The organism is Micromonospora sp. C31 (assembly GCF_018070575.1).
GTDB lineage: Bacteria > Actinomycetota > Actinomycetes > Mycobacteriales > Micromonosporaceae > Micromonospora.
Genome location: NZ_JAGPXN010000005.1, coordinates 75,258 through 99,195, shown reverse-complemented (window position 1 = coordinate 99,195; position 23,938 = coordinate 75,258). Strand labels below are relative to the sequence as shown.

Sequence of the window (23,938 nt, the reverse complement as noted above, 5' to 3'; positions counted from 1 at the left end):
CTGCTGGCGGCTGGCTAACCAGCGGAGACGGCGCCGTTGCGGGCGTGTAAAGCCCTACCGGCCATTCCTGCGGGCGCGCAGCAGCTCGGCGACCGACCACGCCTGGAACGGGCACCCGGTGGCGGCGTGCGGCGCCAGGCCGTCGGCCGTCTCACTCACCGAGCCCAGGCCATGTTCGGTCAGATGGGCCTCGACGCCGACGAAGAGGTCGTCGACCGGCATCCTGGCCCGCCGGGCTGCGTCGGCGTACGGGCCGAGCAGCCACGGCCAGACGGTGCCCTGGTGGTAGGCGCCGTCCCGCTCGGCCGGGCCGCCCCGGTGCCGCCCGACGAAGCCGGGCGAGTCGGGGGAGAGGCTGCGCGGGCCCAGCGGGGTGAGCAGCCCGGCGGCGATCCGGCGCACGGTGGCCTCGTCGGGCTCCATCGGGGCGTACGGCAGCGACCAGGCCAGCAGCTGGTTGGGGCGCAGCAGGTCGTCGTCGTGGTAGGCGGCGCCACCCAGCGGGTACGCCGGCGCGGGCGCGTCCACCACGTCGTGTAGCCAGCCCGTCGGAGCCGGGAACCGGTCCCGGAACGCGGCGCCGGCCCGCTCGTGCAGCCGCCACAGGTCGCCCGCGTCGCGCCCCGCCAGCTCGGTCAGCTCGGCCAGGCCGGCCAGCCCGTTGACCCAGAGCGCGTTGACCTCCACCGGCTTGCCGGTGCGCGGGGTGACCGGCACCCCGTACACCCGGGCGTCCATCCAGGTCAGCGCCGTGCCCGGGGTGCCGCCCTGGGTGAGCAGCCCGTCGGCCGGGTCGACGGCGATGCCGAACCGGGTGCCGGCCAGGTGCGCGTCGATGACCCCGTGCAGCGCGGGCAGCAGCTCGTCGCCGAGGTCGGTGTCGCCGGTGACCGTGACGTGCCGGCTGACCGCGTGCAGGAACCACAGCGTCGCGTCGACGGTGTTGTACTCCACCCGCCCGGTGTCGGCGGTGTTGGCCAGCATCCCCTCCGACAGCGTCGCCGCGTACGCCCGCAGCAGCTCCCGGCCCTCGGCGGCCCGGCCGGTGCAGAGGAACAGCCCCTCGTAGGAGATCATCGTGTCCCGCGACCAGGCGCCGAACCACGGGTAGCCGGCCACCACGTCCGGCCCGGTGGCCGTGTCGACCACGAACGCGTCGGCGGCCAGCGTGAGCGTCGCCTCGACCGCGTCGGCCGGCTTCGCCGCGGCCACCACCCGCCGGTTGCGCTCCCGCGCCGCCGCGACCACGTCGACCGCCGGGGGCGGCTCGGCGGCGAGGTCGCCGGCCCAGGCGAGCACCGACACCGTGTCGCCCGGGCGCTCCAGCCCGCCGGAGCACCGGCCCGCGTACCAGAGGTCCTCGTCGGGGTTCAGACCCCGCGCCGCCTCCTCGCGGTGGCGTGCGCCGAGCCACCACCGGCCCTCCGGGGCCCAGTCCGGCCCGGCGAGCCGGAACGCGCCCTCGACCACCGCGCCGCCGGGCGCCGGCTCCATCCGTGGCGCCGGGCCGTCGGCGCGGCGCTCGCCGTGCGCGTCGCGCCAGGTGCAGACCGCCGCCAGGTCGAGGCGCACCGGCCCGCCGGAGATCAGCCGGTGCACCACGGCCACGCAGGGCCGTCCGTGCGCCATCGCCAGTTCCCGCTCGATCACCACGTCGCCGATCCGCCAGCGCCACCGGGGCAGGCCGTCGGTGAGGTCGAAGCGCTCGAGCAGCTCGAAGCCGCGCGGGTCGACGTCGCCGGAGGCCCACTCGTGTGCGCCCAGGCGCACCCGGGCACCGGAGGGGAACAGCACGGCCGGGTCCAGGCCGACCAGTCCCACCCCGCGGGACGCCGGCGTCTCGCCGGCCACCACGAGCAGGCCGTGGTAGCGCCGGGTGCGCAACCCGTTCACCGTGCCGGTGGCGTAGCCGCCGAGACCGTCGGTGACCAGCCACTCCCGGGCTGAGCCGCCGGTCAGATCGCCGCAGACCTGCGGACCGAAGTGAATGTCGATCAACTTTCCTCCACCGGCGGCGGGGTGCGACACGCCACGACGAGAATGGCTCCTGTGGTGAAGTCTCCCGGCGACGTCGAAGATGTGCGAGTGATCACCGACGTGCCGCCCCCCGAGGACCACGCGCCCGACCCCGAACGGCTCCGGCTGGCTCAGGCCGACGCCGGGGCACAGGACTGGCGCGCATGGGGTCCCTATCTGTCCGAGCGGGCGTGGGGGACGGTACGGGAGGACTACAGCGAGCACGGTACGGCCTGGGACTACTTCCCGCACGACCACGCGCGGTCCAGAGCCTACCGGTGGGGCGAGGACGGCATGGCGGGCGTCTGCGACGACCGGCAGACGTTCTGCTTCGCCCTCGCCCTGTGGAACGGCAGGGACCCGATCCTCAAGGAGCGGATGTTCGGCCTCGGCGGCGACGGCGGCAACCACGGCGAGGACGCCAAGGAGTACTGGTGGTACGAGGACTCCACCCCCACCCACTCGTGGATGCGCTGGCGGTACCACTACCCGCAGGCCGCCTTCCCGTACGACGAGCTGGTCGCGGTGAACGCGCTGCGCGGCCGGGACGACACCGAGTACGAGCTGGTCGACACCGGCATCTTCGACGACCACCGGTACTGGGCGGTGACGGTCGACTACGCCAAGGCGACGCCGACGGACCTGTGCGTCGTCGTCACCGTCGCCAACCGGGGCGACCGGGCGGCCACCCTGCACGTGCTGCCGACGCTGTGGTTCCGCAACACCTGGGCCTGGGGGCTGCCCGGCGGTGACCGGGTGCCCCGGCTGGTCGGCGAGGGGTCGCGGCTCGTCGGCGAGCACCGGGTGCTCGGTCAGTTGCTGCTCGAGGGCGACGGGGAGCCCACGCCGCTGCTCTGCGACAACGACACCAACGCCGAGCGGCTCTGGGGGCTGCCCGGCCGGTCCCGCTACCCGAAGGACGGCATCAACGACCACGTGGTCGACGGGGCCCCGACGGTCAACCCGGCCCGGGAGGGCACCAAGGGCGCGCTGCACTACGTGCTGGACGTGCCGGCCGGGGAACAGCGGCGGATCCGGCTGCGGCTGACCCGCACCGCCCCGCCGCCCGGTGGCAGCCCGCCGCCGCCCGCGGACCTCGGTGACGGCTTCGACGCGGTGGTGTGGGCCCGGCGGGCGGAGGCGAACCGGTTCTTCGCCGGGGTGATTCCGGCCGCCGCGACCCCGGACGAGGCCCTGGTGGCCCGGCAGGCGATCGCCGGGCTGATGTGGGGCAAGCAGTTCTACCACTTCGACGTCAAGCGCTGGCTGGAGGGCGATCCCGGCTCCGCGCCGCCGCCGTCCGGGCGCCGGCACGGGCGCAACAGCGCCTGGTGGCACATGACGAGCTTCGACGTGATCTCCATGCCGGATCCGTGGGAGTACCCCTGGTACGCGGCCTGGGACCTGGCCTTCCACTGCGTCAGCATCGCCCGGGTCGACCCGGGCTTCGCCAAGGAGCAGCTGCTGCTCCTGCTGCGCGAGTGGTACCTGCACCCCAACGGCCAGATCCCCGCGTACGAGTGGGCGTTCGGCGACGTGAACCCGCCGGTGCACGCGTGGGCGGCGCTGAAGGTCTTCGAGATCGACGGGGGCCGCGACCACGACTTCCTGGCCCGGGTGATGCACAAGCTGCTGCTCAACTTCACCTGGTGGGTCAACCGCAAGGACACCGGCGGCAACAACGTCTTCGAGGGCGGCTTCCTCGGGCTGGACAACGTCGGTCCGTTCGACCGTTCGGCGGCGCTGCCGGTGGCCGGCGTGCTGGAGCAGTCCGACGGCACCGGCTGGATGGCCATGTACGCGCTGAACCTGCTCGACATCGCCGTCGTGCTGGCCGAGCACGACCGCACCTGGGTCGACACCGCCACCAAGTTCTTCGAGCACTTCGCCTACATCGCCGCCGCCGCGTACGAGCAGGGCCTGTGGGACGCCGAGGACGCGTTCTTCTACGACGTGCTGCGGCTCGCCGACGGCACGAAGGTGCCCCTGAAGGTCCGCTCGGTCGTGGGCCTGCTGCCGCTGGCCGCCACCACCCGGCTCACCGCCCGCACCCTGCACCGGCTGCCCGAGCTGAACGCCCGGCTGCGCTGGTTCCTGACCAACCGCCCCGAGTACGCCGACGTGATCGGCGCCCGGCGCCTGGGGCCCGACGGCCGGCAGCACCGACTGCTGTCCATGGTGGGCCCGGAACAGATCGTCCGGCTGCTCGCCCGGATGCTCGACACCGACGAGTTCCTCTCCGACTACGGCCTGCGTACGCTCTCGCGCGCCCACCTCGACAAGCCGTTCTCGGTGACCCTCGGCGGCCAGGAGTTCAGCGTCGGCTACGAACCGGCCGAGTCGACCAGTGGCCTGTTCGGGGGCAACTCCAACTGGCGCGGCCCGATCTGGATGCCGACCAACTTCCTGCTGATCAGCGCGCTGCGCGACTACGCGGCCTTCTTCGGCGACGACCTCCAGGTGGAGTATCCGACCCGCTCCGGGGTGAAACGGACCCTCGACGAGATCGCCGACGATCTCTCCGCGCGACTGATCTCGCTGTTCACCCGCGACGACTGGGGCCGTCGGCCGATCTACGGCGCCGCCCAGCTCTTCCAGACCCACCCGGACTGGCGGGATCTGATCTGCTTCCCGGAGTACTTCCACGGCGACAACGGCGCCGGCCTGGGCGCCTGGCACCAGACCGGCTGGACGGCCCTGGTCGCCGACCTGATCCTCACCCTGCGCCGCTGATCCGAGCAGTGCCAGAGTCGCCAATCCGTCGCGAGGCCGGCACGACCGGTGACCGTCACTAGCATCGGCGGGGTGTCGTCAGCAGACGGAGCAGACGCCGGCCCGGCCGAGCGGGAGCGTGTCGTGCTCGCCGCCCGGCAGCTGGCCGAGGCCGAGGGGTGGGTGACGGTGACCCACCGCCGGCTGGCCGAGCGGACCGGCGTCGACATCGAGGCCCTCTACCGCCGGTTCCCGGACCCGGCCGCGCTGATGTCCGCCGTGGCGGTGCGCGGCTTCGCCGACCTGGCCGCCGCGCTCGCCGCCGCCCGGGCCGCCGCAGTCCCGGCCGCCGCAGCCCCGGCCGCCGCAGCGGGGCGCGGCGACTGGCCGGCGGTGGTGGCGGCCTACCTGGACTTCGCGTACGCCAGTCCCGAGGTCTACGACGCGATGCTCGCCCACACCTCGGACCTCACCCTGGGCCGCGACCCGGGACCGGGCGCGCCCGGAGCGGCCTTCGCCGAGCTGCGCGCCGCCCTGGCCCCCCTGGCCGCCGGCCGCGATCCCGACACGCTCGCCGAGCTCGCCTGGGCGTTGCTGCACGGCACGGTCATGCTCACCCGGGGTGGGCGGCTGCGCCCCGACAGGCAGGAGCAGCGCGAGGACATGATCATGTCGGGGCTGTTCGCCGGCCCGTGGACCCCGGCGTCCGACGCGGCCGGGCCGACCCCGCCGAAATCCGGCTGACCGGCCGGCGGGCCGGCAGTACCGTGGCCCCGGCCGGTACCGGGGAGGAGAGGCATGGGCAACGCGATGCGCCGCCGCGACGGGCAGGTGCTCGTCTTCGACGCCGACGACACGCTCTGGGAGAACAACGTCCTGTTCGAGCGGGTGATCGACGACTTCCTCGAGTGGCTGGACCATCCGACCCTCGACCGGGCCGGGACGCGGGCCATCCTCGACGACATCGAGCGGGCCAACGCGGTCGCACACGGCTACGGCAGCAAGGTGTTCCTGCGCAGCCTCGGGGAGTGCCTGGAGCGGCTGCGGCAGCGGCCCGCCACCGAGGCGGAGCGGCGCGAGATCGAGGACCTGGCCGCGGCCCTGGTCGCGCACCGGGTGGAGCTGATGCCCGGCGTGGCCGAGGCGCTGGACGCCCTGGCCGTCCGGCACGACCTGCTGCTGCTGACCAAGGGCGAACGCGAGGAGCAGCAGCGCAAGCTCGACGCCTCCGGCCTGCTGCACCACTTCCGGGCCGCGCACATCGTGCCGAAGAAGGACGTCGACACCTACCGGTGGCTGACCCGGGAGCACGGCGTCGACCCCGCCGTCACCTGGATGATCGGCAATTCCCCGAAGTCCGACATCCGGCCCGCGCGCGCCGCCGGGCTCAACGCCGTGTTCATCCCCAACGACAACACCTGGGTCCTGGAGCACGACGAGCTGGACCCGACCGACCCGGGCGTGCTGCGGCTGTCCGCCTTCCCGGAACTGCTGCACCACTTCTGAGCCGCTACGGGGCTCCGGCCGGAGCGCGGAACGCAGTGGTGGCCTTCGACGGGAAACAGCGCTGGTCGGTAGGGCTGTGTTACGTCGTCATGCCGCTTTTTCCCCTCGACCGAAATCACCGCCGGACGGCCCGGCTCGTCCTTGTAGGGCCCGCCGACGGACGCCTAGCCTGATCCGGCGCTCACGGCTCCTCGGGGTGAATCGGGAGCGCGCCGAAGTCCGGTAGGTGGGCACCATGGAGCTGAGTGCAGGCGGCTGGCTCGCCGTGTTGAGCCCGGCGTGGGCGACGTGCCACGCCCACGCGCTCATCCGGCGCGTCCGCCACCACGCCGGACGGCTGGGGGCAGGACCGGGGAGTTGCGGCCCCGGTCCTGACACCCACCCGGTGGCCGGACTCGTCACGCGGCGTCGACGACCTCACGTCCGAGGGGCCAGAGCGCGGCGGGAACGAGCTTGAAGTTGGCGATCCCGAACGGAATACCGGGCCCCGAACGACCCGTCTCAGGATGCCTCGCCACGCACGATCGCCACCGCCACCCGGCAGAACTCGTCCATGTCGGGGTTGAAGCCGGCGGCGATGTCGGGATGCAGCCCGGAGCGCGTCTCGTCGAGCAGCCGCTGGCAGACCTGCTCCACCGGCTCGCCGGCGTAGCTGGCGCTGACCCGTTCCGTCGCGGCCTGCAGCGCCGAGGTCAGCTGGTCCTCCAGCGGGCCCCGCAGCTTCTGCTGCACGGGATCCAACCCGCGAGGGTCCAGCGTGACATGTGGCTCCGACATCGGCGCTCCCTTCGTCGGCGTCCGCGGTACCCCACCGCGTCCGTCGGTCAAACCACGTTCGGTACGGCGGCCACCCGGACCTGGTACGAGAAGTCCTCGGCCGGCTGCTCCGCGTACGACAGCCGGCGGATCTGCCGGTCGTCGTCGTAGAGGGCGACGTCCACCAGCACGCCGAGGTGCGCCAGGCCGATGCTGGCCACCCGTTTCTTGTCCTGGAGCACCGCGCACACCCCGCCGAGCAGGCTGCTGGCGTCGGAGGTGCGGTGCCCCGGCGGGCAGCCCAGCACGAGGTCCACCTCGACCGGCCCGGCCAGCGGGGTCCAGCCGGTGCGCTGGGCCGCGGCGCAGGCCGCCTGGAGCAGGGCGCGGACCCTCGTCGCCTGCCGGTGGCCGGCGGCGAAGATGGACAGCGCCTCGGTCTTCACCGGTGGCAGGCCGCTCACCTCGAACGTCAGGGCGAGAGCGCGGGTGTCCTGCACGACGACCTCCTCGTTGGGGACGATCCTGCCCAACCGGCCCGGCGGTGGAGGGAGGTTCCCGCGAGAACCAGCCGATCGGGGCGGGGCGGGCGGTCGGAGGCGTGTCGACGTCGGCGGCGAACGCGCTGGCTGCGAAGCCAGGAAAACGCTAGCGGACCGGCCCGCCCCTGGGTAGCTCTCCGCTCACCCGGTGGGACGCCCGCGCGGTGGCGGTCAGTGGCGGGCGCGCTTGACCTCGTGGAAGGCGGGCATCCGGATCAGGGGCAGCAGCGAGTCCCAGATGGTCAGGGCGTCGTCGGTGCCGGGGACCTCGGTGAGGATCGGGCCGTGGATGCCTCGCTCGGCGCCCGGCACCATGAGCACCGGCGCGCCGATGTCCGGGCCGGCCGAGGCGTACGCCAGGGCGTGCGATGCGCGTACCGCCTCGTCCCAGCGTTCGTCGTCGAGGGCCGGCGCGGCGGCCCCCAGGCCCGCCGCCTCGACGGCCGCGTCCACGATCCTCGCCGACAGCGGGTTGCCCGCGTCGTGGCTGCGGGCGCCGGTCTCGGCGTAGAAGCGCGCGACGTCGTCGTGGCGGCTCTCGGCGCGCAGCGCCTCCACCAGCCGCAGCGCCCGGCTGGAGGCGGTCATCGCGTCGGCGTGCTCCGGCGGCACCCGCCCGGCGTTCAGGATGGCGAGGCTGAACGCCCGCCACTCGATGTGCAGGCCCCGGGCGTCGGCGACGGCGACCAGCCAGCGGGAGGTGCGCCAGGTCCAGGGGCAGGCGGGATCCAGGAAGAAGGTGGCGTCCATCGGCCGAGCCTAAGGGCGGTCGGCCCGGCCCGCACGGCGGTGATCCGCGTCACAGGCGACGCTTTCGGCGCCGTCCCAGCAGCGCCAGGTTTCGCAACTTCGCAGGTCGGGCAGTGTTCAGGCCACGAAACGTCCGGGCGGGCGGAACCGCTGATCAGACGGCCCGCACGGCCCGCCGTACGCCGGGGCCCGCAGCCTTGCCCCGGCCTTCGGCCGACACGAGGGGAGGGGTGATGAGCGACCCTGACGAGGCCCGACGCCGACGGCGGCCACGCGTGCGCGCGGCGGCAGCCGCCGCGGCGTTGACGCTGGTGGCGCCGATGGCGGCCGCCTGCGGATCCGGCGAGGACGGCGGTCCGCCCACGATCAACCTGTACTACCCGCCGGAGCAGAACCTGCAGAAGGTCGTCGACGACTGCAACGCGCAGGCCCAGGGACGCTACCGGATCGTCTACCGGGTGCTGCCCCGGCAGGCCGACGACCAACGGGTGCAGATGGTCCGCCGGCTGGCCGCGCGGGACAGCGGGATGGACGTCCTCGGCCTCGACGTCACCTGGACCCAGGAGTTCGCCAGCGCCGACTGGATCAGGGAGTGGACCGGGCAGGACCGGGCCGAGGTCGAGCGGGGCACCCTCGCCGGCCCGCTGGAGACGGCCCGCTACGAGGACAAACTCTACGGCGCACCGAAGAACACCAACGTCCAGCTGCTCTGGTACCGCAAGGACCTCGTGCCGCAGCCGCCGAAGACGTGGGACCAGATGATCTCCTCCGCTCAGGAGCTGAAGCAGCAGGGCAAGCCGTACCGGGTGCTCACCATGGGCGCCCAGTACGAGGGCCTCGTCGTCCTCTACAACACCCTCGCCGAGAGCGCCGGCGGCAGGATCCTCAGCGACGACGGCAAGCGGGCGGTCATGGACGCCGGCACCGTACGGGCGCTGGAGCAGCTCCAGCGCTTCGCCGCCTCGGGCGTGACGTCGCCGTCGTTCAGCAACGCCACCGAGGACCCGGTCCGACTGGAGTTCCAGTCCGGCGACGGCGCCTTCCAGGTCAACTGGCCGTTCGTCTACCCGGCCATGCAGGAGGCCAACCCGGAGCTGGCGAAGCAGGTCGGCTGGGCGCGCGTGCCGGGCGTCGACGAGAACACCCCGAGCAAGGTCACCATCGGCGGGATCAACATGGCGGTCAGCGCCTACTCGAAGCACCCCGAGGAGTCCTTCGAGGCGGCCCGCTGCATCCGTAACGAGAAGAACCAGAAGTTCTCCGCCGTCAACGACGGTGTGCCGCCGACCATCGAGAAGGTCTACGACGACCCGGAGATGGCCGAGGCGTACCCGATGCGGGACACCATCCTCGAAGAACTCAAGGAGCCGGCGGTCCGACCGCTGACCCCCGCGTACCAGAGCATCTCCACCGTCATGTCGGCGATCCTGTCGCCGCCCTCGGCGATCCGGCCCCAGCAGACCGCCGACGAGCTGCGCGACGCCATCGCCGACGCCCTCGAATCGAAGGGGGTCCTGCCGTGAGCGAGCGCACCCGGCACCTCGACGCCGACGGCCGGCAGGTGCCGGCATGAGCGTCAACGCCACCCCCGCGGGCGCCGACGTGGCCGCCGACGAGACGGCCGCCCGGCCCGGCTCGGACGCCAGGGTGCCGGCCCAGCGCGCCGGCCGGGGCCGCAAGGCCCCGCTGAGCGAGAACAAGAAGGCCGAGCGCCGGCTGGGCTGGCTGCTCTGCGCGCCCGCCGCGCTGGTCATGCTGCTGGTGACGGCGTACCCGATCATCTACTCGGTCTGGCTGTCGTTGCAGCGCTACGACCTGCGCTTCCCCGCCGAGCGCGAGTTCGTCGGGCTGGAGAACTACGTCACCGTGCTGACCAACGAGTTCTGGTGGACGGCGTTCGGGGTCACCGCGCTGATCACGGTGGTCACCGTCGCCGTCGAGCTGGTGCTCGGCATGGGCCTGGCACTGATCATGCACCGCACGCTGGTCGGCCGGGGCCTGGTGCGCACCTCCGCGCTGATCCCGTACGGCATCGTCACGGTCGTCGCGGCCTTCTCCTGGCGGTACGCGTGGACGCCCGGCACCGGCTACCTGGCCAACCTGTTGAGCGACGGCGCGCCGCTGACGGAGCGGGCCAGCTCGCTGGCGATCATCATGCTCGCCGAGATCTGGAAGACCACGCCCTTCATGGCGCTGCTGCTCATGGCCGGCCTGGCCCTGGTGCCGGAGGACCTGCTCAAGGCCGCCTCCACCGACGGTGCCACCTCCTGGCAGCGGTTCACCAGGGTGATGCTGCCGGTGATGAAGCCGGCGATCCTGGTCGCGCTGCTGTTCCGCACCCTGGACGCGTTCCGCGTGTTCGACAACATCTTCGTGCTGACCGCTGGCGGCAACGAGACCTCGTCGGTGTCGATGCTCGCCTACAACAACCTGATCCGGGGCCTGAACCTCGGCATCGGGTCGACGATGTCGGTGCTGATCTTCCTCACCGTGGCGATCATCGCCTTCGTCTTCGTGAAGCTGTTCGGTACCGCTGCCCCCGGCAGCGACGACGGGGAGAGGCGTTGAGATGGCTGACACCACCACCCGGGCCAAGTTGCGCTGGGGCCTGCTCGACGCCATCGTGGTCGTCTTCGCGCTGGTGCCGGTGCTCTGGATCATGTCGCTGTCGTTCAAGACCCCGGCGACGCTGACCGACGGCAGGTTCATCCCGCAGGAGTGGACGCTGGACAACTACCGGTCGATCTTCTCCACCGACCAGTTCGTCCGCGCCCTGGTCAACTCGATCGGGATCGCGTTGATCGCCACCGTGATCGCCGTGGTGCTCGGCGCCATGGCCGCGTACGCGATCTCCCGGCTGGACTTCCCCGGCAAGCGGCTGCTGGTCGGGGTATCCCTGCTGATCGCGATGTTCCCGCAGGTTTCGCTGGTGTCGCCGCTGTTCGAGATCGAGCGGCAGCTCGGCCTCTTCGACACCTGGCCGGGCCTGATCCTGCCGTACATCACCTTCGCGCTGCCGCTGGCGATCTACACCCTGTCGGCGTTCTTCAAGCAGATCCCGTGGGACCTGGAGAAGGCGGCGAAGATGGACGGCGCTACCCAGGCCCAGGCGTTCCGGCGGGTCATCGCCCCGCTGGCCGCGCCGGGACTGTTCACCACGGCGATCCTGGTCTTCATCTTCTGCTGGAACGACTTCCTCTTCGCCATCACGCTGACCTCCACCGAGCGGGCGCGTACGGTGCCGGTGGCGCTGTCGTTCTTCACCGGCGAGTCGCAGTTCGAGGACCCCACCGGGGCGATCTGCGCCGCCGCCGTGGTGATCACCGTTCCGATCATCCTGTTCGTGCTCTTCTTCCAGCGCCGAATCGTCTCCGGCCTGACCTCCGGCGCAGTCAAGGGATAGGTGGTACTCATGGCTGACATCGTGCTCGACAAGGTGAGCAAGAAGTTCCCGGACGGGACCGCCGCGGTGGCCGACGTCGACCTGGAGATCGCCGACGGCGAGTTCGTCATCCTGGTCGGCCCGTCCGGCTGCGGGAAGTCCACCACCCTCAACATGATCGCGGGCCTGGAGGACATCAGCTCCGGCGAGCTGCGCGTCGCCGGTCAGCGGGTCAACGACAAGGCCCCCCGGGACCGGGACATCGCGATGGTGTTCCAGTCCTACGCCCTCTACCCGAACATGACCGTCCGGGAGAACATGGCGTTCCCGCTGCGGCTGGCCAAGCTGGACAAGGAGACGATCACCCGGAAGGTGGAGGAGGCGGCGAAGGTCCTGGAGCTGACCGCGCTGCTGGACCGCAAGCCGGCCAACCTCTCCGGCGGCCAGCGCCAGCGGGTCGCGATGGGCCGCGCGATCGTCCGGCAGCCCAAGGCGTTCCTGATGGACGAGCCGCTGTCCAACCTGGACGCCAAGCTGCGGGTGCAGATGCGCACCGTCGTGTCGCGCCTGCAGAAGAAGCTGGGCACCACCACCGTCTACGTCACCCACGACCAGACCGAGGCGATGACCCTCGGCGACCGCGTGGTGATCATGCGGGGCGGTGCGGTGCAGCAGGTCGGCCCGCCGCAGGAGCTGTACGACCACCCGCGCAACCTCTTCGTCGCCGGCTTCATCGGCTCGCCGTCGATGAACTTCCTGCACGCCGCGGTCGAGGAGAGCACGTTGCGTACGGCGTTGGGCGACGTGCCGATCGGCGAGCGGATCCGGCACGAGCTGGCGGGGGCCGACGCCCCGCGCGAGCTGATCCTCGGCATCCGGCCGGAGCACTTCGAGGACGCCGCCCTGGTCGACGACGACACGCGCCGGCGGGGCATGGAGTTCGAGGCGCCGGTCGACATCGTCGAGTCCATGGGCTCCGACAAGTACGTCTACTTCAGCGTGGAGGGGGAGCGGGCCAGCGCCGCCGAGTTGGAGGAGTTGGCGGCCGACGCGGGCGCCGACTTCAGCGGTGGTGGCGCCAACCTGGTGACCCGGCTGTCGGCGGAGTCCCCGGTCGAGGAGGGCCAGCCCCGGCGGGTCTGGTTCAACCTGGAGAAGATCCACCTGTTCGACCCGTCGACCGGGCGCAACCTGACCCTGCACGAGGGCCGGGCGGCCGGCGCGCTCGCCGACTGAGGTACGCCGCGACGGGCGGGCGGGTCGAACCGACCCACCCGCCCGTCGCCGGGTCAGCGTTGCCGTGCCAGCGGTCAGCGGCGTCGCCGGTTGCGCTCCGGGATGTCCGCGTCCACCCGCTCCCGGCGGATCTGGCCGTCGACGGGCTGCTCCTCGACGACCTCGTCCTTACCCAGGTGGACCCGCTCGACGGGCACCGTCTCCTTGCCGACCACCGGCCGCTCGGCCCGCAGGGTCATCTCCTGCTCGGCCTCGCCGATGTCGGCGCGGACGCCGCGCGCGTCGCGGGCGGCGATGGGCTCCCGCTCCACGTACACCTCGTCGTGCTCGACCGGCACGGTGGTGTGCACGTCCTCGGTCACCACGTACTTGCGCAGCCGTGCCGTACCGGCGGGCTGGCTCTCCGTGCCGACCTTCATCCGCTCCTCGGACCGGATGATGTCCCCGTCGGCCGCCGGGGCCCGCCCACGCTCGGCGGTCGGCGGTGCCGGCGGCGCCTGCGGCGCCAGCTGGTAGTGCGCGTAGAGCTGCTCGATCTCCGCCGTGTCCAGGGGCTGATCGGTGCCGGAGTCCACGGACGGTGCGTCCTTCACGGTCGACTTGTCGTAGTCGACCGCCAGCCCGCTGTCGGTGATCCGGGCCTTGTCCAGCGGAGCCATCGACTCCTTGTGGCCCATCAGACCGGTCTTCACACTGACCCAGGTCGGCTCACCGGAGGCGTCGGTCCAGATCTGACCCACACTTCCGATCTTCGACCCCGAGCGGTCCTTGACGTCCTGCCCGTACAGCGAGTTGGCCTGCTGCGCGTCGAGCCTCATGGTCGTCCACCTCCCTCTCGGTTCACGGGGCGGATACCCGTCCGGTCGGCCCGGATTCGTCGACAGCCCATCGGATAGGAGCAGCGCCCCGCCGAACCGGGCGGACAGGGCGGGTGGGGCCGGCGGGACGGATGGGGCTCCGGTGTCGATGCCGGCCGCGTTCAGCGCGGCCAGGCACCGTGCGCGGGTGAGCCGGCCGCCGCCGGCCAGCGCGGCGCCGAGCACGTCGAGCGCGCGCTCCGCGTCGGCCCCGGTCAGCCCGAGCTGCGCGCGGCGGGTGGCGGCGCCGGCCAGCGAGCGTACGCCGGTCAGCTCCAGCATCCACCGGGCGTCGCGGGGCGGCACGAGGTGCACGGTGCCCCGCATCGGCCAGGTGCGCAGCGCTTCCCGGCGTTCCAGGGCGGCGTGCACGTCGGCGTGGCCGAGCGCGGGCAGCCGCACCCCGAGCGACCACATGCCGCTGGCCAGGTCCTGCGCCTGCATGGCCCCGAACCACCGCACCACGTCGGCCACCGTGCGCACGGTCGTCGTGGGGTGCGGGCGGAGCAGCAGGCTGGTCATCCGCAGCGCGAGCGCCGCGGGCCCGCCGAGTTCCACGGTCATCGGGCTCCCTTCGCGACAGGTCGGCGTCAGCCTAGGACGGCCCACCGACCTTCCGACGGGCACTGGGCGTGCATAAGGGCGACCACAGTGGGAAAGCGCCCGGCCGAGATACGCGCAACGGTGCGCGTGGAGGGAGCGACATGACTGCGTCCAGCGAGCCGTCCCGGCGCCGCGCCGTACCGCTACGCCACGGCGAGGGCGGGACCGGCACATCGGCCAAGACCAGCGCCGCCGCCGCCTTCGCACTGGTCTTCGGGGTGGCCGCGCTGATCAGCGTGCTGACCGTGATCCTGTCCTGGATCGGCCTGCTGCTCGGCATCATCGGCGTGATCCTGGGCATCGTCGGGCTCAAGATGGCCGCTCGGCCCGGGGTGACCGGCCGGGGTGTGGCGATCGGCGGCCTGGTGCTCAGCGCCCTGGCGGTGCTGCTCGGGCTGGCCTTCGCCGCCGGGATCACCACCTTCCTCAACAACGAGGGCGGCGTGGACCGGATCCAGCGGGAGGTCGACGACCTGCGCGACCGCCTCGAGAACTGATCCCATCGCCGGCTCGCGCGCCGCGTCGCCGCCGAATCGGACCCGCCCGACGTTTGACGGCGCAAACATCGGGTAGTCGCGGGAGCTGACCCGACATGAGGAGGGAAACACCCGATGGCTGCCCAGACCAAGGTCGCGGTGATCTACTACAGCGCCACCGGCATCACCTACCAGATGGCGCAGGCGGTGTGCGAAGCCGCCGGTGAGGCGGGTGCCGAGGTGCGGTTGCGCAAGGTACGCGAGCTGGCGCCGGACGAGGCGATCCGCTCCAACTCGGGCTGGCACGCGCACCACACGGAGACCCAGGACGTCCCCGAGGCGCAGCTCGACGACCTGTCCTGGGCCGACGTGGTGATCTTCGGTACCCCGACCCGGTACGGCGTGATGGCCGCCCAGCTCAAGCAGTTCATGGACACCACCGGTCCGCTGTGGTCGCAGGGCGCCCTGGCGAACAAGGTCTATTCCGCGTTCTGCTCGGCGGCCACCTCGCACGGCGGACAGGAGGCCACCCTGCTGTCGATGTTCCACGTCTTCTACCACTGGGGCGGGGTCGTGGTGACCCCCGGCTACACCGACCCGAGCCAGTTCGTCGCCGGCAACCCCTACGGCGCCTCACACACCAGCAACAACGGCGAGACGGCACCGGACGACATCGCGCTCGGCGCCTGCGCGCTGACCGCCCGGCGGGCCGTGCAGATCGGTGCGGCGCTGAAGGCGGGCCTGGCCGGCTGAGCCGCCACGGTGGCACCGGCGTCCCGGCCGGCCGCGCGCCGGTGCGCCAGGCCCGCCTGGGCGGCCAGGTGCGGGGACACCCCGCCGGTCGCAGCACCCCTACCCCCGTTCGGGTCGACTATGCACGCCCCGGCGCCCTCCCGACGGTCGCCGTCGACGGGTTCCCCGGCGGCAGCAGCCCGCCCAGCAGGTCGGCGAGGACGGCCATGCCGTCGGGGCTGAGCACCGACTCCGGATGGAACTGCACCCCCGCGAACCCCCGCCCGCGCAGCGCGTGCACCGCGCCGTCCGCCGCGTCGCGGGCCAGCTCCACCGGGCCGTACGGGGTGCTGAGCCGGTCGGCTTCGGCGCGCGCCGTGAAGGTGGAGTAGAAGCCGACCCGGCGGCGCGTGCCGAAGACGTCCACCTCCCGCTGGAGCCCCTGGTAGGGCGCGTCCCGGCGGTGCGGCGTCAGCCCGAGCAGGCCGGCGAGCAGCTGGTGTCCCAGGCAGACGGCCAGGGTCGGCCGGCCCTCGGCGAGCAACCCGGCGAGCAGCCCGCGCATCGTCCGCATCTTCGGCTCGGTGGTGCTGCCCGGGTCGCCCGGACCCGGGCCGACCACCACCAGGTCGTGGGATTCGACCGGCCCGGCGGCGTGCCACGGCCGCAGCGTCACGGCCAGACCGAGCGCGCCCAACTGGTGGGCCAGCATCCCGGTGAAGGTGTCCTCGCCGTCGACGATCAGGGCCCGCCGGCCGGCCAGCCCGGGTGGGCCGGCGACACCCGGCGACCGCTGGTCCAGCCAGAACCGGGCCAGCGGCCGGTTGCGCGCGGCCAGCGCGGCCCGCACCTCCGGGTCGCCGGCGAGGCGTACGGCGGGCTCCGGGCCGGTGCCGGGCGCCTGCGGGCCGAGGCCCAGCGCGGCCAGCACGCCGGCCGCCTTGGCGTGCGTCTCGGCCACCTCGCCCTCGGCCGTCGAGTGCCGCACCAGGGTCGCCCCGACCGGCACGCGCAGCTCGCCGGCGGGGGAGATCTCAGCGGTACGGATCAGGATCGGCGCGTCCAGGGTCTGCCGGCCGGCGTCGTCGCGCCCGAGCAGCGCCAGCACCCCCGCGTAGTAACGCCGCCCGGTGCGCTCGTGCCGGGCGATGACCCGACAGGCGTTCTCCATCGGGCTGCCGGTGACGGTGGGCGCGAACATCGTCTCCCGCAGCACCTCCCGCACGTCCTTCGTGCCCCGGCCGGCGAGCAGGTACTCCGTGTGGGCCAGGTGGGACATCTCCTTGAGGTGGGGCCCGACGACCTGGCCGCCGTGCTCGGCGACGGTGGCCATCATCTTCAGCTCCTCGTCGAGCACCATGTACAGCTCCTCGACCTCCTTGGGGTCGGCGAGGAAGCGCAGCAGCGCGGCCCGGTCGGCGTCCGCGCCGGTGTGCCGGAAGGTGCCGCTGATCGGGTTCATCATGACCAGGCCGTCGTCGAGGCTGACGTGCCGTTCCGGGCTGGCCCCGACGAGGATGCGGGTGCCGGTGTGCACCAGGAACGTCCAGTACGCCCCCCGTTCGCCGCGCAGCAGCCGGCGCAGCGCGGCCAACGCGGCGACCAGCGGCGGGCCCTGCACGGTGGCGCGCAGGCAGCGGTGGATGACGAAGTTGGCGCCCTCACCGCGCCCGATCTCCTCGGCGAGCACCCGGCCGACGGTGGCGGCGTACTCGTCGTCGGTGACGTCGAACCCCGCGTCGGCGGTGCGCACCGGCCCGACGGGCAGCGCGGCGAGCGCCTCGGCCAGGCCGACCCGCACGTGCCGGGCGACGTCCAGGAACTCCAGCGGGACGCCGTCGTCGACGCAGTCGAAGCCCCGCTCGGTGACCTGCCGGAAGGGCACCAGCGCCAGGGTGCGGGGGCCGGGGGTCCCCTCGGGCAGCGGAAGGTCGGCGAGCCGGTCGGCCGTGCGTACCGTGCCGGTGAACAGCTCCAGGTGCGCGGCGCCCTCGCGTCGCACGAGCGCGAAGGGGCCGGGGTCGCCGCCGGCGGTGGCGGTGGCGAGCAGCTCGGTCAGGTCGGTCAAGGGGGTCTCCTCGGGCCGGGCGGCGCCCGGCGGGGCGACCGGGAGGGCCGGGCAGAGACCGGCGGCCGCCTCGTCGGGCGGCCGCGTGGGAAGCTACGCGCGGGAGATGGCCGCCGGGTCGGCGGGCCACCAGCGGGACAGGTGCGCGGGCATGCCCTCACCCTAGGGCCCCGGCGCGGGCACCGGAAGCCGGATCGGGCGTACGGCCCACCCGCTGGGACGCCGGGGCGCGGCGCACCGGGTAACTTGACCCGCGATGAACATTCTCGCGCTCGACCTGGGCACCTCCTCGGTACGTGGACTCGTGCTGGACATGGACGCCCGCCCGCTGCCCAGCGCGTTGGCCCGGCGCAGGGTGCGCCTGGTCGCGCACGACGACGGCACCGGCACGCTGGACGGCCCCGGCTACCTGGCCTGCCTCGCGGAGTGCCTGGACGAGCTGGCCGCCGGTGGGCACCTGCGCGACGTGTCGCTGGTGGCGACGTCCGCGCAGTGGCACTCGGTGGTCCCGATCGGCGCCGACGGCGCGCCCCTCGGGCCCGTGCTGACCTGGCTCGACACCCGGCCCGACGTGCCCGCCGGGGTACCCGGCCCCGCCGACCCGGTCGACTTCCACCGGCGTACCGGCACGTGGTGGCACCGCTGCTACTGGTCGGTCCGGCTGCCCTGGCTGCGGGAGCAGACCGGCGGCGGGGTCGCCCGGTTCGCCGGCCTGGCCGAGTACGTGCTGGGCGAGCTGCTCGGCCCGGTGCCCATGTCGATCTCCCAGGCCTCCGGCACGGGCCTGCTGGACCTGCGGAGGCTGGACTGGGACGCCGAGGCGTGCGTGCTGGCCGGCAGCCGCGCCGGCGAGCTGCCCGAGCTGGCGCCGACCGGGTGGCGCGGTCGGCTGCTGCCGGCGTACGCGCGGCGCTGGCCGCAGCTCACCGACGTGCCCTGGGCCGGCCCGGTGGGCGACGGCGCGGCGTCGAACGTCGGCTCGGGCTGCGTCGAGCCGGACCGGGTGGCGGTGACGGTCGGCACGTCGGCGGCGGTGCGGCTGGTGCAGCGCGTCCCGGCGGGGCAGGCCATGCCGCCGCTACCCGAACAGCTCTGGCGCTACCGGCTCGACCACGACCACGTGGTCACCGGCGCCGCGTACTCCTCCGGCGGCAACCTCTTCGCCTGGGCCAACCGGGCGCTGCGGCTGCCCGAGGGCACCGAGCTGGAGGTCGCGCTGGCCCGGGTGCCGCACGAGCGGGGCCTGCCGGTCAACGTCCGCTTCGGCGGGGATCGGCCGCCCGGGATGGCCCCGGCGGGTTCGGGTGCGCTGGGGGGCCTGAGCTTCGGCACCACGGCGGTGGAGATCCTGGCGGGGTTGATGCGCGGCCTGTGCGACCTGGTGGCCGACGACCTTCTCCTGCTGGAGTCCACCGTCGACGAGCCGGTCGAGGTGGTGCTCGGCGGGGGAGCGATGGCAGCCTCCCGCTGGTGGCGTACGGCGTTCGCCGCGGCGCTCGCGCCCCGGCCGGTGTGGTACGGCCGCAACCCGGAGGTCGGCGCGAGCGGCGCGGCACTGGTGGCGTTGGGCCGCATCGGTGACGCCTCCCGGCTCGCCGCCATCGTCCGGACGGACGACACCACCTCACCCGCCTGAGTCGCACCTCAGCCCGCCCCGTTGACACGGCTCGCGGGCCTGGTTGGATGGACTCCGCTCCCCGGCTCCCGGCGGACGCGGGACAGGGAGGAGACAGGGGTGGGGGCAGGTCCGGAACCGTCCGGCGGCGCGGTGTCGCAGCACCGCCGGCGTCGCTTCGACGTCCGGGTCGTGCCGCACCGCCGCCGCTCCCCGTTCCGGCTGCGCGACTGGCGGATGCGCACCAAGCTCGTCACCGTGCTGGTGCTTCCGTCCGTCGCGTTCCTGGTGCTGGCCGGCGTGCAGACGCACACCCTGGTCGGGCGGACGACCGCGCTGGGCGACTTCGCCCAGCAGGTGGGCATCGGCCGGGAGGTCGTCACGCTGGTGCACCAGCTCCAGCAGGAACGCGACCGGGCCGCCGGTGAGCTGGGTGAGCTGCGCCGCGGCGGCGCGGGCGCCGACCGGGACGCGGCGATCGTCGTGTTGAAGCCGTTGCAGCGCGCCTCCGACCAGGCGCTGCGTGACCTGCGTCGGGCGGCCGAACCGCTGGCCGACGCCGACGCCTCCTGGCGGGTCGCCTACTCGGAGGTGCTGGAGGCATACGACCAGGTCGTCTACATCCGGGCCGCGATCCCCCCGGCGGTGTTGGGCAGCGACACCATCCTGAGCAACTACCACCGGGCCGTCGACGCGCTGCTCGGCCTCCTCGCCGAGCCCTCGCCGGGCGAGGACCGGCCGGCGCTCAGCGACGCGGTGCTGCGCTACGTGCAGCTCGCCCGGGTCAAGGAACTCTCGTCGCGGGTCCGCGCGCAGCTCTACGAGGGTGCCCGCGCCGGCCGGTACGGCGTGCAGGACCGGGTGGTCCTGACCGATCTGCGCGCCCAGCAGCTGACGGCGCTGGGCGCGTTCCGGGTCGTCGCCACCGCCGAGCAGGTCCGCCGCTACGACGAGACCTCGGTGGACCAGGCGTTCCTGGCGGCCACCCGGCTGGAGGAGCAGAGCCTGCCGACCGGCGCCGTCGCACCCGCCGTGCTGCCGGCTCCACAGTGGTGGGCGGCCAGCGAACAGCGCCAGGAGCTGTTGCGCCAGTTCGAGGCGTCGGTGCTCGACGACGCCGTACGGCAGGCCGACGAGGTGAGCGCCACGCAGCTGCGGACCACGCTGCTGGTCGTCGGCAGCATCCTCTCGGTGCTGCTGGTGGCGCTGCTCATCTCCGTGCTCGTCGGCCGGTCCATCGCCCGGTCGATGCGGCTGCTGCGCGGCCAGGCACTGCGGATCGCCCAGATGGAGCTGCCGGAGGCCCTCGACCGGCTGGGCACCGTGACCGGGGGCGTACCCGCGATCGAGGTTCCGCCGGCGGTGGTCCGTTCGCTCGACGAGATCGGCGAGCTGGCGGAGGCGTTCGTCGCGGTGCACCGCAGCGCGGTCAACGTCGCCGTCGAACAGGCGACCACCCGGCGCAACGTCAACGCGATGTTCGTGAACCTCGCCCGGCGCAGCCAGGTGCTCGTGGAGCGTCAGTTGGAGCTGCTCGACGACCTGGAGCGCGAGGAGAGCGACCCGGACCAGCTCGAGAACCTCTTCAAGCTCGACCACCTGGCCGCCCGGATGCGGCGCAACGACGACAGCCTGCTGGTGCTCGCCGGGACCGAGTCGACCCGCCGGTGGAACCAGCCGGTGGGGCTCGGGGCGATGCTGCTCGCCGCCAGCGCCGAGATCGAGCACTACCAGCGGGTCCGGCACGGGGCGGTGGCCGACCTGTACGTCGTCGGCCACGCCGTCGGCGAGCTGGTCCACGTCCTCGCCGAACTGCTGGAGAACGCCACCTCCTTCTCCCGTCCGGACACGGTCGTGGCGGTCACCGCCCGGGCCGAGGGCGCCGGCGCTGTCATCGAGATCGCCGACCAGGGGCTCGGCATGGGCCCGGCCGCCCTGGCCGAGGCGAACGCCGTCCTCGCCACCCCGCCGGCCGCCGACGTGGCGACGGTCGAGCGGATGGGCCTGTTCGTGGTCAGCCACCTGGCCGCCCGGCTGGGCGTCGAGGTGCGCCTGGCCGGCGGCGAGGGCGGCCTCGTGGCCCGGGTGCGGCTGCCCGGCGGCCTGCTGGCGCCGGCCCCCGAGCGGGAGCCACCCGGCCCCAGGCGGATGCTGACCGCCACGGCCGCCGATGCGGCGTGGGGCGGCGTACCGACGAACGGCGAGCTGCCGGTGGCCGGACGACCGCCGGTGTGGGGCGGCGCGCGGGTGGCGGGCGAGCCGCCGGCCGACGGGCGCCGGGCGGCCCGGTCGGTCCCGGTGCGGGCCGAGGACGTCCTCGCCCCGCAGGCCCGGCGGCCCGCGTCCACCGACGGCGGCTGGTGGTCCCGGCAGGGGCCGTCGCCGGCTCCGGCACCGCAGGCCTCACCCACGCCGCCGGCCGTTCCGGTCACCGGCGGGACCAACGAGCGCGGGCTGCCCGTCCGGGTGCCGATGGCGCAGCTCTCGGCCGTCACCCGGCCGGCGGGACCGCAGCAGCCGGCGGTGCGCCACGACCCGGACCCGGAGGCGGTCGGGGGGATGTTGTCCCGGCTCTACAGCGGGGTACGGCGGGCCGAGGCAGAAGACACCACGGAGATTTCCATGCCGCCGGGCGGCGTACGCACCGAAGGGGGACAGCGATGACGACGTTGAGCCGGGAGGCCCGCGACCTCAGCTGGCTGGTCAGCGGGTTCGCGGATCGGGTGCCGGGGGTGGTGCACGCCATCGTGGTCTCCTCCGACGGCCTGCTGGTCGCGATCTCCGACCACCTGCCTCGCGACAACGCCGACAAGCTCGCGGCGGTGACCTCGGGCCTGATGAGCATCACGGCGGGCGCGGCGCAGATGTTCGACGGCGACGTCGTCAAGCAGACGGTCGTCGAGATGGGGCGCGGCTACTTCCTGGTCATGCAGGTCCGCGACGGCTCCATCCTGGCCACGCTGGCCGGTGCGGAGGCCGACATCGGTGTGGTCGGCTACGAGATGGCGCGGCTGGCCAAGCAGGCGGGGGAGATGCTCACCCCGGCGTTGCGGGCGGAACTCCAGCAGGCCCTGCCCCGCTGACGGGGCGGCGTCCGTTCCGGTGCCCACCCCGGCGCCGTCGACCGGTGCCGGGGTGGAGGGGCCGGGCGGTCAGAGACCGTTGGCGGCGATGACCTGGCGGTACCAGTGCGCGCTGCGCTTGAGCACGCGCCGCTGGGTCTGGTAGTCCACGTAGACCAGGCCCCAGCGCTCGTCGTATCCCGCGTCCCACTCGAAGTTGTCGAGCAGGGACCAGACGTGGTAGCTCTCCAGCGGCACGCCGGCGGCCACGGCCCGGTGGGCGGCGGCGAGGTGGTCGCGCAGGAAGGTCACCCGCCCGGCGTCGTCGACCGTGCCGTCGGCGTCGAGGGTGTCCGGGGTGGGCAGCCCGTTCTCGGTGACGGTGAGCGGGATCGGGCCGTAGTCGCGGGTCACCCGGGTCAGGATGTCGTACATCCCGTCGGGGTGGATCTGCTGCCAGGACGCCTGGGAGGTGGGCCAGCGCGGGGTCGTCGCACCGTCGCCGGTGAGGTAGTAGGGCGTGTAGTACTGCACGGCGAGCAGGTCCACCGGCGCGGAGATGGTCGCCAGGTCCCCCTCGCGGATGCCGCGGACCAGCCGGCTGTCGGGCCCGAGGTCGTCCAGCACGTCCTGCGGGTAGCGGCCGGTGAGGATCGGGTCGAGATAGAGGCGGTTCTCGTAGCCGTCGTGCAGCCGGGCGGCCCGGGCCGCCGCGGGTGAGTCGTCGGCCGGGTAGCAGGGGTGCAGGTTGAGCGCCGGGCCGATCCGGCCGGCGCCGGTGGCGCGGTGCGCGGCGACGGCGAGCCCGTGGGCCAGGTGGAGGTGGTGGGCGACCAGGTACGCGGCGGCCGGGTCCCGCCGGCCCGGGGCGTGGTGTCCTTCCAGGTAGCCGTTCTGCACCACCGTCTTCGGCTCGTTGACGGTCAGCCAGACGGGCACCCGGTCGCCGAGCGCACGGAAGACGATCTCGGCGTAGTCGGCGAAGCGGTGGGCGACGTCGCGCGACTCCCAGCCGCCGGCGTCCTGGAGGGCCTGCGGCAGGTCCCAGTGGAACAGTGTCGCCATGGGCGCGATGCCCCGCTCGTGCAGCCCGTCGACGAGGCGGCGGTAGAAGTCGAGCCCGCGCTGGTTGGGTGCGCCGGTGCCGTCGGCCTGCACGCGCGGCCAGGAGATGGAGAACCGGTAGCTGTGCAGCCCGAGGTCGCGCATCAGGTCGAGGTCCTCGGCGTACCGGTGGTAGTGGTCGGCGGCCACGTCGCCGGTGTCGCCGTTTCGCGTGCGGCCCGGCGTGCGGCTGAAGGTGTCCCAGATCGACTCGCCACGGCCGTCCTCCTTGGCCGCGCCCTCGATCTGGTAGGCGGAGGTGGCCGCCCCCCAGCCGAAGCCCGCGGGGAAGCGCAGGTCGCCCGCCGGCGCCCCGTCGCCCGCCGGCGCCGGGCCGTGGGGCTGGTTCCCGTGGCCGGTCAGGGCGCGGACGGCGTCCGTTCCGGTGCCGACCGGGGCGGCGGGGGCGGTGGCGGAGAGCGCGGCGCCGTGGGGCGGGCGCGGGGTGGGCATCGACATCGGTTCTCCTCATGGTCTGCGTGGCCACCGCCGGGCCGGGAGCGCTCCCAGCATAGGGCAGC

At 73.6% G+C, this 23,938-nt stretch carries 19 protein-coding genes; 12 read left to right on the top strand and 7 right to left on the bottom strand.

Annotated features, from left to right (window positions below; genetic code table 11):
- Positions 1–54: 54 nt before the first annotated feature.
- Positions 55–1,998, bottom strand: coding sequence for an amylo-alpha-1,6-glucosidase (locus KBX06_RS09280; protein WP_210833873.1), 1,944 nt, complete (start codon positions 1,996–1,998; stop codon positions 55–57).
- A 42-nt stretch (positions 1,999–2,040) separates the two neighbouring features.
- Here KBX06_RS09280 and KBX06_RS09275 point away from each other — a divergent pair, with 42 nt between their 5' ends.
- The 3 genes from KBX06_RS09275 (at position 2,041) to KBX06_RS09265 (ending at position 6,234) form a co-directional block, all read left to right on the top strand.
- Positions 2,041–4,749 (top strand): glucosidase, encoded by a 2,709-nt coding sequence (locus KBX06_RS09275; protein ID WP_210833865.1) that lies wholly within the window; start codon positions 2,041–2,043, stop codon positions 4,747–4,749.
- Between the two features lie 72 nt (positions 4,750–4,821).
- Complete coding sequence (locus KBX06_RS09270; RefSeq protein WP_210833863.1) at positions 4,822–5,472, top strand: TetR/AcrR family transcriptional regulator; 651 nt, start codon at positions 4,822–4,824, stop codon at positions 5,470–5,472.
- A 54-nt stretch (positions 5,473–5,526) separates the two neighbouring features.
- Positions 5,527–6,234 (top strand): HAD family hydrolase, encoded by a 708-nt coding sequence (locus tag KBX06_RS09265; protein ID WP_247685548.1) that lies wholly within the window; start codon positions 5,527–5,529, stop codon positions 6,232–6,234.
- 501 nt (positions 6,235–6,735) lie between these two features.
- Here KBX06_RS09265 and KBX06_RS09260 read toward each other — a convergent pair.
- The 3 genes from KBX06_RS09260 to KBX06_RS09250 all read right to left on the bottom strand — a co-directional run bounded on the left by KBX06_RS09260 (position 6,736) and on the right by KBX06_RS09250 (position 8,282).
- The gene (locus KBX06_RS09260) at positions 6,736–7,011 is read right to left on the bottom strand and encodes a hypothetical protein (protein WP_210833861.1); all 276 of its coding nucleotides are present in this window, start codon (positions 7,009–7,011) and stop codon (positions 6,736–6,738) included.
- Positions 7,012–7,058: 47 nt separating this feature from the next.
- The gene (locus KBX06_RS09255) at positions 7,059–7,490 is read right to left on the bottom strand and encodes a hypothetical protein (protein WP_210833859.1); all 432 of its coding nucleotides are present in this window, start codon (positions 7,488–7,490) and stop codon (positions 7,059–7,061) included.
- A 213-nt stretch (positions 7,491–7,703) separates the two neighbouring features.
- Positions 7,704–8,282: a DsbA family protein gene (locus KBX06_RS09250; protein WP_210833858.1), complete on the bottom strand. Its 579-nt coding sequence runs from the start codon at positions 8,280–8,282 to the stop codon at positions 7,704–7,706.
- 233 nt (positions 8,283–8,515) lie between these two features.
- Here KBX06_RS09250 and KBX06_RS09245 point away from each other — a divergent pair, with 233 nt between their 5' ends.
- From KBX06_RS09245 to KBX06_RS09230, 4 genes are read left to right on the top strand one after another with little or no spacing between them, the layout of a single operon-like run.
- Entirely contained in the window at positions 8,516–9,805 is a 1,290-nt protein-coding gene (locus KBX06_RS09245) for an ABC transporter substrate-binding protein (protein WP_210833856.1), read from the top strand.
- Positions 9,806–9,851: 46 nt separating this feature from the next.
- Positions 9,852–10,850, top strand: coding sequence for a carbohydrate ABC transporter permease (locus KBX06_RS09240; RefSeq protein WP_247685546.1), 999 nt, complete (start codon positions 9,852–9,854; stop codon positions 10,848–10,850).
- Between the two features lies 1 nt (position 10,851).
- Complete coding sequence (locus KBX06_RS09235; protein ID WP_210833854.1) at positions 10,852–11,685, top strand: carbohydrate ABC transporter permease; 834 nt, start codon at positions 10,852–10,854, stop codon at positions 11,683–11,685.
- Between the two features lie 9 nt (positions 11,686–11,694).
- Positions 11,695–12,900 carry an ABC transporter ATP-binding protein gene (locus KBX06_RS09230; protein WP_210833852.1) on the top strand — a complete coding sequence of 402 codons (1,206 nt, stop codon included), beginning with the start codon at positions 11,695–11,697 and terminating at the stop codon, positions 12,898–12,900.
- 74 nt (positions 12,901–12,974) lie between these two features.
- On the opposite strand, the gene KBX06_RS27700 is transcribed toward KBX06_RS09230, so the two are convergent.
- On the bottom strand, positions 12,975–14,321 hold the full coding sequence (locus KBX06_RS27700; protein WP_247685545.1) for a DNA glycosylase AlkZ-like family protein: 1,347 nt from the start codon (positions 14,319–14,321) through the stop codon (positions 12,975–12,977).
- A gap of 140 nt (positions 14,322–14,461) precedes the next feature.
- On the opposite strand from KBX06_RS27700, the gene KBX06_RS09215 reads away from it, so the two are divergent.
- Together KBX06_RS09215 and wrbA are read left to right on the top strand one after the other, a co-directional pair.
- Positions 14,462–14,857, top strand: coding sequence for a DUF4190 domain-containing protein (locus KBX06_RS09215; RefSeq protein ID WP_210833850.1), 396 nt, complete (start codon positions 14,462–14,464; stop codon positions 14,855–14,857).
- 114 nt (positions 14,858–14,971) lie between these two features.
- The gene (gene wrbA / locus KBX06_RS09210; RefSeq protein WP_210833848.1) at positions 14,972–15,589 is read left to right on the top strand and encodes an NAD(P)H:quinone oxidoreductase; all 618 of its coding nucleotides are present in this window, start codon (positions 14,972–14,974) and stop codon (positions 15,587–15,589) included.
- Between the two features lie 118 nt (positions 15,590–15,707).
- On the opposite strand, the gene KBX06_RS09205 is transcribed toward wrbA, so the two are convergent.
- Positions 15,708–17,636: an anthranilate synthase family protein gene (locus KBX06_RS09205; RefSeq protein WP_210833846.1), complete on the bottom strand. Its 1,929-nt coding sequence runs from the start codon at positions 17,634–17,636 to the stop codon at positions 15,708–15,710.
- Between the two features lie 256 nt (positions 17,637–17,892).
- Here KBX06_RS09205 and KBX06_RS09200 point away from each other — a divergent pair, with 256 nt between their 5' ends.
- From KBX06_RS09200 to KBX06_RS09190, 3 genes are all read left to right on the top strand, one after another.
- Complete coding sequence (locus tag KBX06_RS09200) at positions 17,893–19,272, top strand: FGGY family carbohydrate kinase (RefSeq protein ID WP_210833838.1); 1,380 nt, start codon at positions 17,893–17,895, stop codon at positions 19,270–19,272.
- 99 nt (positions 19,273–19,371) lie between these two features.
- Positions 19,372–21,915 carry a nitrate- and nitrite sensing domain-containing protein gene (locus KBX06_RS09195; protein ID WP_210833836.1) on the top strand — a complete coding sequence of 848 codons (2,544 nt, stop codon included), beginning with the start codon at positions 19,372–19,374 and terminating at the stop codon, positions 21,913–21,915.
- A 5-nt stretch (positions 21,916–21,920) separates the two neighbouring features.
- Positions 21,921–22,334 carry a roadblock/LC7 domain-containing protein gene (locus KBX06_RS09190; RefSeq protein ID WP_210834197.1) on the top strand — a complete coding sequence of 138 codons (414 nt, stop codon included), beginning with the start codon at positions 21,921–21,923 and terminating at the stop codon, positions 22,332–22,334.
- A gap of 69 nt (positions 22,335–22,403) precedes the next feature.
- Here the strand turns inward: KBX06_RS09190 and KBX06_RS09185 are convergent, their stop codons facing one another.
- The gene (locus tag KBX06_RS09185) at positions 22,404–23,876 is read right to left on the bottom strand and encodes a GH1 family beta-glucosidase (protein WP_210833830.1); all 1,473 of its coding nucleotides are present in this window, start codon (positions 23,874–23,876) and stop codon (positions 22,404–22,406) included.
- Positions 23,877–23,938: the final 62 nt, after the last annotated feature.

What these genes read in the sequence shown, in the direction of transcription:
- wrbA (WP_210833848.1), top strand. Translation starts at nt 14,972, where the DNA reads ATGGCTGCCCAGACCAAGGTCGCGGTGATCTACTACAGCGCCACCGGC.
- KBX06_RS09185 (WP_210833830.1), bottom strand. Translation starts at nt 23,876, where the DNA reads ATGTCGATGCCCACCCCGCGCCCGCCCCACGGCGCCGCGCTCTCCGCC.
- KBX06_RS09200 (WP_210833838.1), top strand. Translation starts at nt 17,893, where the DNA reads ATGAACATTCTCGCGCTCGACCTGGGCACCTCCTCGGTACGTGGACTC.
- KBX06_RS27700 (WP_247685545.1), bottom strand. Translation starts at nt 14,321, where the DNA reads ATGACCGTGGAACTCGGCGGGCCCGCGGCGCTCGCGCTGCGGATGACC.
- KBX06_RS09265 (WP_247685548.1), top strand. Translation starts at nt 5,527, where the DNA reads ATGGGCAACGCGATGCGCCGCCGCGACGGGCAGGTGCTCGTCTTCGAC.
- KBX06_RS09235 (WP_210833854.1), top strand. Translation starts at nt 10,852, where the DNA reads ATGGCTGACACCACCACCCGGGCCAAGTTGCGCTGGGGCCTGCTCGAC.
- KBX06_RS09260 (WP_210833861.1), bottom strand. Translation starts at nt 7,011, where the DNA reads ATGTCGGAGCCACATGTCACGCTGGACCCTCGCGGGTTGGATCCCGTG.
- KBX06_RS09240 (WP_247685546.1), top strand. Translation starts at nt 9,852, where the DNA reads ATGAGCGTCAACGCCACCCCCGCGGGCGCCGACGTGGCCGCCGACGAG.
- KBX06_RS09230 (WP_210833852.1), top strand. Translation starts at nt 11,695, where the DNA reads ATGGCTGACATCGTGCTCGACAAGGTGAGCAAGAAGTTCCCGGACGGG.
- KBX06_RS09250 (WP_210833858.1), bottom strand. Translation starts at nt 8,282, where the DNA reads ATGGACGCCACCTTCTTCCTGGATCCCGCCTGCCCCTGGACCTGGCGC.
- KBX06_RS09245 (WP_210833856.1), top strand. Translation starts at nt 8,516, where the DNA reads ATGAGCGACCCTGACGAGGCCCGACGCCGACGGCGGCCACGCGTGCGC.
- KBX06_RS09275 (WP_210833865.1), top strand. Translation starts at nt 2,041, where the DNA reads ATGGCTCCTGTGGTGAAGTCTCCCGGCGACGTCGAAGATGTGCGAGTG.
- KBX06_RS09215 (WP_210833850.1), top strand. Translation starts at nt 14,462, where the DNA reads ATGACTGCGTCCAGCGAGCCGTCCCGGCGCCGCGCCGTACCGCTACGC.